Consider the following 13,063-nt stretch of genomic DNA (forward strand, 5'->3'; position numbering starts at 1 on the left):
TTTTATAAAAAAAGGGCTTATGTGATGAATAACATAGTAAAAGGAAGCAGCATTGCTTTGATTTTTATAGCATTAAGTGGGTGTGGGTCTGACGATAATGATTCGACACCAACACCGACACCGACACCGACACCAACACCAACACCAACACCAACACCAACACCAACACCAACACCAACACCGACACCGACACCGACACCGACACCGACACCAACACCAACACCAACACCAACACCAACACCAACACCAACACCAACACCAACAACGGTAGCAGATCGCTTCGTTGGAAGTTGGCTAGCAGGTAAAGGAGCTTGTATTAATGGCTCTGCTCTAAAAATGAATGTTATTAAAGTTTCTGATAACAGTGTGCGATTTGCCAGTGAAACCGTACGCTATGAGAATGAAGCGAACTGTACAGGTAACATTGTCGCAAGTTACCGCCAAGCTGAAGATTTCAGTCTGGTTTCAAATATTGGAGCCCCACAGACTGTACAAACTTCAAGTTATAACAAAGTAGATTGGCAACTTGTAGTAGCAGGAAAACTAACTCAGAAACAGCCAGCTATTTTAGGATTTAAAAACGCAAATCAATTCTGTTTAGTACCTACAGATCAGCCAAATGCAATACATAATTATCTACAGCAAGCAAACTTTGATCTCATAAATACATGCTTTACAAAAACGACTCCTCCAGCAAGTATGCAAAAGCCAACTCAAGTATTGGCAACGGCAAGTTATAGATTAGGAGATAATAAAGAATCTTGGGCAGATGTATTGAACCAACTCAATGACCAAGGACGCCAAGGCTATGCCCTTCTTACTCCATCAGTCAGTTTAGATAACCCTGACGGTAGCTTTGCGCTGTATAAAAATTTATATGTAAAAAACAATAAATCCACTGACACATATACCTATAAAACGGTTGATGTAAAAACCACTTCAGTAGCAAACCGTTATTTACTATGGGTTAATGAGTTAAACAAACAAGGTAGCTTAGGCTATATATATAAACTTTCATTTGGAGAAGTGACATCAAACACAGACAAATATTTATTTGTGAAAAATGATAAAAAACCAGCAACTTATACTTACTCTAACAGATTCTTAACAAATACTTCTCGGACTAGCATCATAAATGCTTTCAATGAACTTGGTGCGCAAGGGTGCAAATTACTCTACGCAAACTCGACATTTACCAATAACGGTACAACAAATGGCACATTCTATGTACCAACATGTGTAAATAGTAGTACGCATAACGGTACTTATGCTTATCGTTATTTTGAAGTTCCACAACATATTCCATTTAACAAAGATGATGCAATAAAACTTGAAAAGCTTCTTAAAGAGCAGGCTGCAGAGGGTTATAGACTTGTTGATGCGAATAACAATCTTGGCTTCTTTAATGTTGATGGTTATCTATTTGAACGTGACAGTGAAAATACAGGACCTATTGAATATAAAGTCTTTGTTGAAGATGCAGCATCTGAATTAGATGAACCTTATATTGTTGAAAACCGTATTCAAGATCAAGGTAAATTAGGATGGTTCTTTGCTGTTCGACTTGGATCAGTCTATACCAACTCACCGACTAACTATGATTTAGCAAGTGGTATCGTTTTCCCTAAATAAACCATCTAATAACAAATAAGGCCACAATAGTGGCCTTATTTTTATTTAAAACTTAGTTATTTATCCTAAGTTTTTGAAACCTTGCTGACGCCATGCTTCATAAACAATGACGGCTGTGGCATTAGACAAATTTAAACTTCTTGAGTTTTCAGCCATCGGCAAGCGTATCCATTGTTCTTGCGGAAACATTAAGCGAACATGCTCAGGCAAACCACGCGTTTCCGGCCCCATCAATAAAGCCACAGGTCGATTTAAATCAACTGTATGCGGGGTTGCAGAACCTTTAGTGGTGAGCGGAAAAACATGCTCAACACCTTTGGCTTTTAGATCTGCAAGACATAGTTCAATATTGTCCCAAATCTGCATACGCGCCCATTCATGATAGTCCAATCCTGCACGCTTAAGCTTTTTATCATCTAACTCGAAACCCAAGGGTTTGACTAAATGCAACTGTGCGCCCGTATTAGCACATAAACGAATGATATTGCCTGTATTGGCAGGAATTTCAGGTTCGTAAAGGACAACATGAATCACAAATTTTCTCGACTTTAATAACAAACAATAAATTCAGATGAACTTATTGCCATTTTAACTGTTCACGTAAACTCACTACTTCACCAATAATGGTTAAAGTCGGCGCTACGATATGATGTTCAGACACTTTAGTCGCAATATCGGCTAATGTTCCAACAATAACTTTTTGTTCCGGTGTAGTTCCTTTGGAGATTAAAGCAACTGGCATATCAGCACGTTGACCATGAGCAATAAGTTGCTCACAAATGCGCTCTAACCCAACCAATCCCATATATAAAACTAAAGTTTGATTTTCATAAACCAATTCATTCCAAGGGAGTTCAGGTGAACCTTCCTTTAAATGCCCTGTTAAGAAACGGACACTTTGTGCATAGTCACGATGTGTTAGCGGAATACCCGCATAAGCGGAACAGCCTGATGCTGCCGTAATACCTGGTACGACTTGGAAAGTGACATTTGCTTCAACCAGCTCTTGAATCTCTTCACCACCACGCCCAAAGATAAACGGATCACCACCTTTCAAACGACAAACACGTTTTCCCTGTTGAGCATATTCAACCAGTAGAGCATTAATACCGTCTTGTGGAACCGAGTGATTTGAACGGGCTTTACCGACATAAATCTTAGTCGCATCACGGCGACAAAGTTCTAAGATAGGTTCAGATACCAAACGATCATAAATCACAACATCTGCTTGTTGCATAAGACGTAATGCTTTTAATGTCAGTAGCTCAGGGTCACCTGGCCCAGCACCTACCAAGTAAACCTCACCTTTAGGCGCGGTCCACTCTGTTAAGGCTTGCTGAATTAAATCATTTGCCACGTCCAGATTGTCATTAAAGACTTGTTCTTTTAATGGACTAGCATATAAGTTTTCCCAAAAGATTCGGCGCTCATCTGGGTTAGTAATCTTTTCTTTTACTTGCTTACGCCATTGGCCAGAAAACTCAGCCAACTTACCCATGCCATGAGGAACAATCGTTTCTATTTGAGTACGAAGTTGTCTGGATAAAACTGGCGATGCACCATTTGAGGCGACAGAAATAATCAACGGAGAACGGTCAATAATCGCTGGAACCATAAAACGGCAGTGTGGAATATCATCGACACTATTTACCAGCAAATTACGCGCTTCACATTGTTCAAAAACGGCTTTATTCACTTGCGCATCATTAGTCGCAGCGATCACTAAGCGATAAGGGGTATTTAATATTTTTTCGACAAAGGACTCAGCAAAATACTGCCCACCTGTCGTTTTGACTAACTGTAAAAGCTGCTCTTCAATCGCAGGAGCAATAATATCAATTACTGCTCCTGCTTTCGCTAATAAGTTTGCTTTGCGCAACGCAATATGCCCACCACCCACAATCAGACAACGTTGCTCTTGCAACTTTAAAGAGATTGGAAAAATATCCACCTTAAACCTCTACATTAATCATCTGATTATGTTTAAGCAAAAACCGTGCACAATTTAGATGCAAAGCTTAATCAATAAATGTTAAACCACCCATATATGGGCGTAATACTTCTGGAACCTCGATAGAACCGTCTTCACGTTGGTAATTTTCCATTACAGCAAGCAAAGTACGTCCAACCGCAAGACCAGAACCATTTAAAGTATGCACCAATTCGATCTTCTTTTGATCCATTCTGTAGCGTGCTTTCATACGGCGTGCTTGAAAATCACCCATATTAGAGCAGCTTGAGATTTCACGGTAAGTATTTTGGCTTGGAACCCAAACTTCTAGGTCGTAAGTTTTAGTCGCACCAAAACCCATATCACCACCACAGAGCAAAATTTTGCGGTATGGCAAACCAAGTGCCTGTAAAATGCCCTCAGCATGTGCAGTGAGTTCTTCAAGTGCTTGCATAGAGGTTTCAGGTTTAACGATTTGCACCATTTCAACCTTGTCAAACTGGTGCTGACGAATCAAACCACGTGTATCACGCCCATAAGAACCTGCTTCACTACGGAAACAAGGCGTATGCGCAGCGTATTTTAATGGCAAGCGTTCGGTATCAATAATCTCATCACGAACGAAGTTAGTAACAGGAACTTCTGCTGTAGGGATGAGGTAATATTCTTTTTCGCCTTGAAGTTTAAATAAATCTTCTTCAAATTTTGGTAACTGACCAGTACCACGCAGTGAATCAGCATTTACCAAATAAGGCACATAAGCTTCTGTATAACCATTTTTTAACGTATGGGTATCAAGCATGAATTGCGTTAACGCACGTTGTAAGCGTGCTAAAGAACCTTTCAATACGCTAAAACGTGAACCAGTCAATTTAGTAGCAGTTTCAAACTCTAAACCGCCCATCCACTCACCTAAATCAGTATGATCTTTGATTTCAAAATCAAACTGACGAGGCGTGCCCCATTTTGAGATTTCAACGTTATCATCTTCATTTTTACCAGCAGGAACAGATTCATCTGGTAAGTTAGGAATGCTAAGCGCTTTTTGCTCAATCTCGTTTTGTAGCTCTGACAACGCAACTTCAGCAGCTTTGATTTCATCACCAATGGCTTGCATACGCGCCATGATTTCAGAAGCATCGCCACCGGATTTTTTAATCTGACCCACTTGTTTTGCACCGGCATTACGTTCTGCCTGCAATTTTTCAGTTTTTGATTGCAAGTCTTTACGGCGAGTTTCTAAAGAAGCCCATTCTTGAACATCTAATTGAACACCACGTTTTGCCAAAGCCGCATTAACGGCTTCAATATTATTTCTGAGTAACTTAGGGTCGATCATAATCAATCATAATATGGGTAAAAAACTGGCTATAGTGTAAGGCCTTCACACTAAAAAATATAGTGATCATCTTCATAACGAATAGCTTTCACACAATTGTTAGAATAGATCACCTATTTTAGAACTTATAGTTTGGGACACTCGGTAAATACTCAGGTTTAATGAATTTACTCGCTTCAAAATACGGCAGCGTTAATTCAGTCATTCCTTCTGCATAAGAAGCCAACTCATAAATTGGATAGACAAAAACAATCCCATTTGCGCCATAGTAGAAATTATCACTTAATTGCAGTTTTTCACGGCTGATATTGTGCTCTTGAAGCCAATTGGTATTCGCATCAAAAAGCGCATCAACTAACTGTTTTTCAACATCTGGCTGAATAAGTTCGGCAACAGTAATGTGCTTTTTATTTAATAAATCAAAAGTCACAAATTCTTGATGAGACATGCCATGTGCTGCACCAGCAGAATATGAATAGGTCTGTAACGCAAAAGTTGCAAGGTTATAATTTTGCCCCAAATAGCGGACATAAATTGCACTTTGACTCGAACGAGGCTCACCTTCAGGTACATCGACTGGCTGATCAGCTAAATTTGCAAAGGCATTCGGATCTGCTTTCTTTATACGATTGGTAAAGTAATCATTAATCCACTTTTGATTGGTTTGTACTGTTTGAAAATCATACTCTGTACAACCATCTTCTAAACAAACTTTTGATTTCGGCAATTTTACTGGGATTACTTTTGCCTGAATAACAGGAACACCAGCCTCTTTAGTCTCTTTAACTTTTGCAGTCGAAGCAGCCTGCTCTTCTTTGGCTGCCGACTTTGGTTGGCAACCACTCACAATTGCCATTGCAGCCATTAATGGAAGAATACAAATAATTTTTTTATCGTAAAGTCGCATAATAATCCCCATGAATTTACCTCTATCACTATACAAAGCGTAAGAATAAGACGGGGTTAAAAAATGTATCTATCTCTCTAATATAAAAAAAGCTACCGTGAAAGGTAGCTTTTTTGAGAAGGACTAATTATTGGTCAATAACATCTGTGCCTTTTGGTGGTGTAAAGTTAAAGACAGATGCTGGAATTGAAGCATTTACTTTCACATTTTTGAAGCGCACATAGGTGGTTTGACCTAATGAGTCTTGTAACACCATAAGCGTAGGCGCTTTATTTGCTCCAAAACTAATGGTTAGGCTTTGGAAAGCACCATCTTCTTTTTTAGGGAATAATGTGAAATATAATTTAGATTTATCTGGCTGTGTTACACGATAAGACTTCATGATTTGATTGGTGTTACCAGATAACAATAATGCTGGTGTATCTGCAACCTGATCATCCAAGCTTTGACGTACAGCTTGTTGTAAATCTGGGTCGTAAATCCAAACCGTTTTCCCACTCGTTACAATCGTTTGTTTAGAAGGACTCACCGTTTCCCAATAAAATTTCCCAGGGCGTTCAACTTTCATTGAGCCTTTAAATGTCTGGTTCATATGCTGTGCACTTAAACTCTTTTTCTGTGCCACAGTTTTTGTATTGGCTTTCGTTGTTTGTTCAAAATCGGCAGTCAAACGCTGTAATCCTGATAACTGATTAACCAGGTTCCCAATTGCCTGTTGCTCCGGTGCTGCTACAGGCGCAGCAAACACTGTAGTACTCATTACAGGAGCAAGCACTGACGCGCTGAGTGTAATAGCACACATAGTTTTACGAAGCATATTCATGTCATCACCTTTTTAGTTGCTGTAAGACAACTTGCCATCTTTCAAAGTTATAAAAAATTAGCAAGCTCTTAATTCAAGACTCATATTAACCGACAAACTCTGTGCTAATCATTGAGAAAATAAGATATTTTGTTATGTTATTCATGTTGTTTGTAGAATTTCATTCATCATGATGAAGATAAACCAGATTAGATTCCATAAAAAAAGCCCACAAAATGTGGGCTTTTTTTGAAGCTAAAACTTAAACAGTTTCAACTTTTACGTAGCGACGGCCAAATTGACCTTTCACTTCGAATTTTACTACGCCGTCAGCAGTAGCAAATAAAGTATGGTCACGGCCCATACCAACATTTGCACCAGCGTGGAACTCAGTACCACGTTGACGAACGATGATGTTACCAGCAGTTACAGCTTGACCGCCGTAAATTTTAACACCTAACATTTTTGGGTTTGAATCACGACCGTTCTTCGTCGATCCACCGGCTTTTTTAGTTGCCATGTCTCTTACTCCTCGTGATTAGCCTGAAATACCAGTAATTTTCAACTCAGTGAACCATTGACGGTGACCTTGTTGTTTACGGTAATGTTTACGACGACGCATTTTGATAATGCGGATTTTGTCGTGACGACCATGACCAACCACTTCTGCAGTTACTTTAGCGCCAGCTACAACTGGAGCACCGATTTGAATGCTATCACCGTTTACAACCATTAATACATCATCAAATGTAATAGTCGCGCCAGATTCAGCTTTCAATAATTCAACTTTAAGGGTTTCACCCTCAACTACACGGTGCTGTTTACCACCGCTTTGGATTACTGCGTACATAATGTACTCCAATTAGCCCGTGTCGACGTGCCGATAAGGGATATATCGATCTTAAAACGCTCGCCACTGGGGTTATATAAGGCGACAGATTTTAAGTGAAATTTGATCAAACGACAAGTATTTTCTGTTTATCAGTAAAGTCTATTGCCCTATTTTTACAAAATCAACAAGCAGCTTAGATTGGAATTTAGCAGTTTTCATTGATTCTGAATGAAAATTAAAATACAGTTCCAGACACAAATTGCGACAAGAACAAGTTGTATTAATGCTGATGTCATTAAATTTATTGTTTTGCCGGAAATATCATGTTTTGCTTAAATAAAGAACAAAGAACGCATAAAGACAATAGAAATGATTAATATCAGCCACTTGTTCACCTGTGCAACACATCTTTACTTGATACACTAACGCCACTTATCTACCAATACGGGGTTTTTCTTCATATGGTCATCGATTTCAAGCAAGACATTCTTGCGCCTGTTGCCTCAGACTTTGCTGCGATGGATCACTTGATTAATGAAGGAATTAGCTCAAAAGTCGGTTTAGTCATGTCTGTCAGCAAACATGTTGTTGAGGCTGGCGGAAAACGTATGCGCCCAATCATGTGCTTACTCGCTGCTCGCGCATGTGGCCTAGATAACATGGCAAACGCACAGCGTCTGGCTGCAATCATTGAAATGTTGCATACCGCGACATTAGTCCATGATGATGTGGTAGATGAATCTGGGCTTCGTCGTGGTCGACCTACAGCAAATGCGACATGGAACAATCAGACAGCCGTATTGGTCGGTGACTTCCTCATTGCACGTGCTTTCGATTTACTGGTCGATTTAAACAACATGACTTTATTGAAAGACTTTTCAACAGGTACATGTGAAATTGCGGAAGGTGAAGTATTACAACTTCAATCTCAACATCAACCAGATACAACAGAAGAAACTTATTTAAAAATTATTCACGGTAAAACTTCTCGTTTGTTTGAACTGGCTACAGAAGGCGCTGCTATTTTGGCAGGACAAGAAGCGTATCGTGAACCTTTGAGATTATTTGCTGGCCATTTTGGTAATGCATTCCAAATTATTGATGATATTTTAGACTACACTTCAGATGCTGAAACATTAGGTAAAAATATTGGTGATGATTTAATGGAAGGTAAACCAACTTTACCGTTAATTTCTGCATTAGCACACTCAACAGGTAAAGAGCATGCGATTATTCGTCGCAGTATCGCAACTGGTGGAGTGGACCAATTATCTCAAGTTATAGAAATTGTACAGAAGTCTGGTGCTTTAGATTATTGTCACCAACGTGCCCAAGAAGAAACAGAAGCAGCACTGCAAGCTTTATCAAACCTCCCCGATACGCCATATCGTCAGGCTTTGATTAACTTAACTCAGCTTGCGTTACATCGAATACAATAGATATTATTTTGCCTATGCATATAAATTTTTCAGATCATTTTTTAAAAATACAGAAACAGCTTGAGGATCCTCAAGCTGTCATTGACGAAAATCTACTCATTGAGTTAGTCAATGCCATTCGTCCATCCGATCCTCATGATACGGATGAGATTAAGCAAAAAATACAGGCTTTAATTGAAAGCCTATTACGCACACCTACAGCACCGTTTCTACTACAAACTTATTTATTACGTTTGATTAATCGCTATAAACAAGTCAGTTTATATGCCGACAGCGGAATTTTGTCTTTAGATGGTTTCTGGAACCAGCTTGGACAAAGACTCGGAGCACATTTTTTACCGTTAATCGAAGATGCAAGCCAACTCAAAATATTAATTGGTCGAATTTTCTATTTAGAAAGTGACAAAATCTGGCTCAATAATATTGATGACGAAGATTGGGCAAATTTATTTAGTCTTATTGGACAAAGCCAAAGTAATGTAGACGAAAAGCTTGTCATTCAAAGTGAAATGATTAAAGCAATTACTGTCTTAACTTATCGAATTAGTGGAATTGGCCTTTACCCTGAATTTATTAATGCTCAACCGGAATTAACTGAATACGAATCACCCTTTTTAGTTCAAAACCGCGAAATTATTGAGTTTATCGAAAAGTACAAAAAACAAGAACTTTCTGAGCATGAAATTGCGGTTATTTCACCGCCCGATGCATCGCAAGCATTTGTTATGCTGGAACAGTGCCGGGATGTGGTTTTAAAGATTCGCCGTGCCACCAAAAGAATTGGTGTCAGCTTAAGTTTGACATATTTATTGTCTTTACTTGAGCAGTGCCTCGACCGAATTGAATTACTGCTTTATTTGGTTGTAGATAACAGTAAAGGAAAATATGTCTCTTTAGGACATCTTATTTCCGATTTAACCAAGGCGCACTACAGTGAAAAAAGTGTTCGCTCTTTACTCAGCACGACAAGTGAACTCATTGCCTTTCAAGTGACTGAAAATGCCAGCCGAACAGGTGAACATTATGTAAGTACCGATACAAAAGGTTTCTGGGGCATGTATAAAGCTGCCGCTGGAGCGGGCGTTATTATTGCCTGTATGGCATCTTTAAAAATTCTTGCAGCAAGAATGACCATGGCTCCGCTTATGCAAGCCTTTACTTTCAGTATGAATTATTCTCTAGGGTTCATTCTGATTCATGTTCTGCATTTCACAGTTGCAACCAAACAACCCGCAATGACTGCTGCTGCCCTTGCTGCAACGGTACAACAGCGTAAAGGCTCTAAAACAGCTCAAATTGCAGAGTTAGCAGCTCTTATTATTAATATTATTCGAACACAATTCATTGCTATTTTAGGCAATATTTCAATTGCGATTCCTACTGCCGCGCTCATTACTTTTGCTTGGCAGTTCTATCTTGATGAGCCTTTATTAACTCATACTAAAGCAACTTATTTGTTGCACAGCCTAAATCCCTTCACCTCTTTGGCAGTTCCACATGCAGCCATAGCTGGAGTTTGCTTATTTTTATCAGGCCTTATTGCAGGATACTTCGACAATATGGCTGTTTACCGAAAAGTCGGTCCACGCCTTAGAGCACATCGCCGTTTAGCAAACTGGTTAGGACAAGATCGCCTCAACCGTTTTGCTGAATATATTGAGCGCAATTTAGGAGCTTTAGCTGGTAACTTCTTATTCGGGATTATGTTAGGGAGTATGGGCACCATAGGTTTTATTCTAGGTTTACCTTTGGATATTCGCCATATTGCCTTTGCCTCTGCTAACTTTATTCAAGGTTTAATGACAATTAACGGCAGCCCAGATATCGGACTGATTATCGTGTCCTTTTTAGGCGTGTTATGTATTGGTCTCACTAACTTATTCGTTAGTTTCACCTTAACCATTATTGTGGCACTACGGGCACGTCGAGTTCGCTTTGAACAATGGAAACCTTTAGCTAAACTGGTAATGACCCATTTTCTGACTCGCCCAAGCGATTTTTTCTGGCCACCAAAACAACCGCTAGAACTTGAAGAAAATACGACAACAAATAGTGGAAAAAAGGCAGAACACTAAGAATCTTGCTTTGTACACAAAATGTGAATTCCGTCAATTTTGTTGTGATTGTTTTTCCAAATGTTAAAAAATTTTCAAAATGAATTTACGATGATCTATCAGGCTTGAAAAAAAGTGTACTGGCAAGTACACTTTTAACGGCTTTCAGTAGTGGACACTGCTTGAATAAGCAAAGGTATATACATGCCCTATATGTTGCTTTTTATTGGTTGTATTTTTTTCGGATTAGGTGTGCTTGGTCTTTTTGTACCAAGACTTCAATCTATGGATCTCCTGAGCGTTCAAATATTGAGTGAACACCGATCAGATTATCTTAACTTTATTACGATCTTTCTGGCACGTGTAGGTGGTATGCCTTTTGTATGTTTTTTATCCTTTCTGGTATGTATATATCAGGCATGGTATAAAAAATATATTACTGTTATTTTCATTAGCGTGGGAGTTATTGGCAGTATCACCATGGGTTGGCTGCTCAAGTGGTGTGTTGACCGCCCAAGACCCCCACAGGTATATCATATTGTCGAAAGTTACGGTGCATCGTTCCCAAGTGCACACAGTGTTTATGCATCAACACTGGCCTGTCTGGCAATGATAATGTTATGCCATAAGCCCAACACTAACTCTCCTTCTATCATTTTGATCTCCTGTCTTTGGTTTATCTGTATGGGGCTTTCAAGAATATATGCTGGAGTTCATTTTCCAACAGATGTACTCGCCGGTTGGGGCATTGGTTTTATTTGGATTGCACTGCTTTGGCTCTGGTTATTACAAACACAAAGTAGGTTAAGTAAAAAACAAATATATTTTTAGATTTTATCTAACGAGGTGGAACAATGATGTCGGCTAAGCTTTGGGCTCCTGCCCTTACTGCTTGCGCATTAGCAACAAGTATCGCACTTGTTGGTTGTGGCAAAGGCTCCGATGAGAAACAGCAAGCTGCTGCTGCTCAGAAAATGCCGCCTGCTGAAGTAGGTGTTATTGTTGCTCAACCACAAAGTGTTGAACAAAGCGTTGAACTTTCTGGTCGTACTTCAGCATATCAAATTTCTGAAGTTCGCCCTCAAACAAGTGGCGTAATTTTAAAACGCTTGTTTGCTGAAGGAAGTTATGTTCGTGAAGGTCAGGCTCTTTATCAACTTGATTCTCGAACTAACCATGCAACGCTCGAAAATGCAAAAGCGGCACTTTTACAACAACAGGCAAATCTAGCTTCCCTACGTACTAAGTTAAACCGTTATAAGCAACTTGTTTCGAGTAACGCTGTATCTAGACAAGAGTATGACGACTTACTTGGTCAAGTTAACGTTGCAGAAGCACAAGTTGCTGCAGCGAAAGCTCAAGTAACAAATGCAAACGTAGATCTAGGTTACTCTACAATTCGCTCACCAATTTCTGGTCAGTCTGGACGTTCTTCTGTAACAGCTGGTGCTTTAGTCACTGCAAACCAAACTGATCCTTTAGTGACGATTCAACAGTTAGATCCAATCTATGTTGATATTAACCAGTCTAGCGCCGAGTTATTACGTTTACGTCAACAATTGAGTAAAGGTAGTTTAGACAATAGTAACAACACGAAAGTAAAATTGAAGCTCGAAGATGGTTCAACCTATCCAATCGAAGGACAACTTGCTTTCTCTGATGCTTCTGTAAATCAGGATACAGGAACGATTACTTTACGTGCCGTATTCTCGAACCCGAATCATCTGTTACTTCCAGGCATGTACACAACTGCACAAATTGTTCAGGGTGTAGTTCCAAATGCTTATCTGATTCCTCAAGCTGCAATTACCCGTTTACCGACAGGTCAAGCCATGGCGATGACTGTGAATGCAAAAGGTGCTGTTGAGAGTCGTCCTGTTGAAACTTCTGGTGTTCAAGGACAAAACTGGATTGTGACCAATGGTCTCAAAGCTGGTGATAAAGTGATTGTTGATGGTGTTGCCAAAGTTAAAGAAGGGCAAGAAGTATCAGCAAAACCTTACCAAGCTCAACCAGCGACTCCTCAAGGTGCAGCTCCAAATGCGACAAAACCGGCTCAATCAGGTAAACCTCAAGCAGAACAGAAAGCATCTAATGCATAAGGGGT

General features: G+C 39.6%; 12 protein-coding genes. 5 read left to right on the forward strand and 7 right to left on the reverse strand.

All coding sequences use genetic code 11. The features are described from left to right. Nucleotides 1-24 precede the first annotated feature (24 nt). The gene (locus AC07M3_RS12435) at nucleotides 25-1,632 is read left to right on the forward strand and encodes a PT dipeptide repeat lipoprotein (protein ID WP_494599134.1); all 1,608 of its coding nucleotides are present in this window, start codon (nucleotides 25-27) and stop codon (nucleotides 1,630-1,632) included. A 60-nt stretch (nucleotides 1,633-1,692) separates the two neighbouring features. Here the strand turns inward: AC07M3_RS12435 and AC07M3_RS12440 are convergent, their stop codons facing one another. The 7 genes from AC07M3_RS12440 to rplU form a co-directional block, all read right to left on the reverse strand. Further along, the gene (locus AC07M3_RS12440) at nucleotides 1,693-2,166 is read right to left on the reverse strand and encodes a tRNA (cytidine(34)-2'-O)-methyltransferase (protein ID WP_002116042.1); all 474 of its coding nucleotides are present in this window, start codon (nucleotides 2,164-2,166) and stop codon (nucleotides 1,693-1,695) included. Nucleotides 2,167-2,209: 43 nt separating this feature from the next. After that, nucleotides 2,210-3,583, reverse strand: a complete 1,374-nt coding sequence (gene cysG / locus AC07M3_RS12445; protein WP_231764682.1) for a siroheme synthase CysG — start codon at nucleotides 3,581-3,583, stop codon at nucleotides 2,210-2,212. Between the two features lie 67 nt (nucleotides 3,584-3,650). After that, nucleotides 3,651-4,922 (reverse strand): serine--tRNA ligase, encoded by a 1,272-nt coding sequence (gene serS, locus AC07M3_RS12450; protein WP_017392554.1) that lies wholly within the window; start codon nucleotides 4,920-4,922, stop codon nucleotides 3,651-3,653. A 118-nt stretch (nucleotides 4,923-5,040) separates the two neighbouring features. Continuing rightward, a complete protein-coding gene (locus AC07M3_RS12455) occupies nucleotides 5,041-5,841 on the reverse strand; it encodes an RsiV family protein (protein ID WP_494567435.1) in 801 nt (266 codons plus the stop codon). 115 nt (nucleotides 5,842-5,956) lie between these two features. Next, complete coding sequence (gene lolA, locus AC07M3_RS12460) at nucleotides 5,957-6,652, reverse strand: outer membrane lipoprotein periplasmic chaperone LolA (protein ID WP_003655415.1); 696 nt, start codon at nucleotides 6,650-6,652, stop codon at nucleotides 5,957-5,959. A gap of 241 nt (nucleotides 6,653-6,893) precedes the next feature. Continuing rightward, nucleotides 6,894-7,151, reverse strand: a complete 258-nt coding sequence (rpmA, locus tag AC07M3_RS12465; protein WP_003655414.1) for a 50S ribosomal protein L27 — start codon at nucleotides 7,149-7,151, stop codon at nucleotides 6,894-6,896. A gap of 18 nt (nucleotides 7,152-7,169) precedes the next feature. Beyond that, complete coding sequence (rplU, locus tag AC07M3_RS12470) at nucleotides 7,170-7,481, reverse strand: 50S ribosomal protein L21 (protein WP_004639133.1); 312 nt, start codon at nucleotides 7,479-7,481, stop codon at nucleotides 7,170-7,172. Nucleotides 7,482-7,924: 443 nt separating this feature from the next. Between rplU and sdsA the strand changes: the two genes are divergently transcribed. The 4 genes from sdsA to adeI all read left to right on the forward strand — a co-directional run bounded on the left by sdsA (nucleotide 7,925) and on the right by adeI (nucleotide 13,058). Next, complete coding sequence (gene sdsA, locus AC07M3_RS12475; protein WP_494567436.1) at nucleotides 7,925-8,902, forward strand: All-trans-nonaprenyl-diphosphate synthase; 978 nt, start codon at nucleotides 7,925-7,927, stop codon at nucleotides 8,900-8,902. A gap of 14 nt (nucleotides 8,903-8,916) precedes the next feature. Continuing rightward, nucleotides 8,917-10,977, forward strand: coding sequence for a site-specific recombinase (locus AC07M3_RS12480; protein ID WP_133747821.1), 2,061 nt, complete (start codon nucleotides 8,917-8,919; stop codon nucleotides 10,975-10,977). Nucleotides 10,978-11,160: 183 nt separating this feature from the next. Next, nucleotides 11,161-11,787 carry a phosphatase PAP2 family protein gene (locus tag AC07M3_RS12485; RefSeq protein ID WP_004639128.1) on the forward strand — a complete coding sequence of 209 codons (627 nt, stop codon included), beginning with the start codon at nucleotides 11,161-11,163 and terminating at the stop codon, nucleotides 11,785-11,787. 23 nt (nucleotides 11,788-11,810) lie between these two features. Continuing rightward, nucleotides 11,811-13,058 carry a multidrug efflux RND transporter periplasmic adaptor subunit AdeI gene (gene adeI / locus AC07M3_RS12490; RefSeq protein WP_056483250.1) on the forward strand — a complete coding sequence of 416 codons (1,248 nt, stop codon included), beginning with the start codon at nucleotides 11,811-11,813 and terminating at the stop codon, nucleotides 13,056-13,058. Nucleotides 13,059-13,063: the final 5 nt, after the last annotated feature.

The organism is Acinetobacter sp. GW821-FHT09D10 (genome assembly GCF_059416285.1).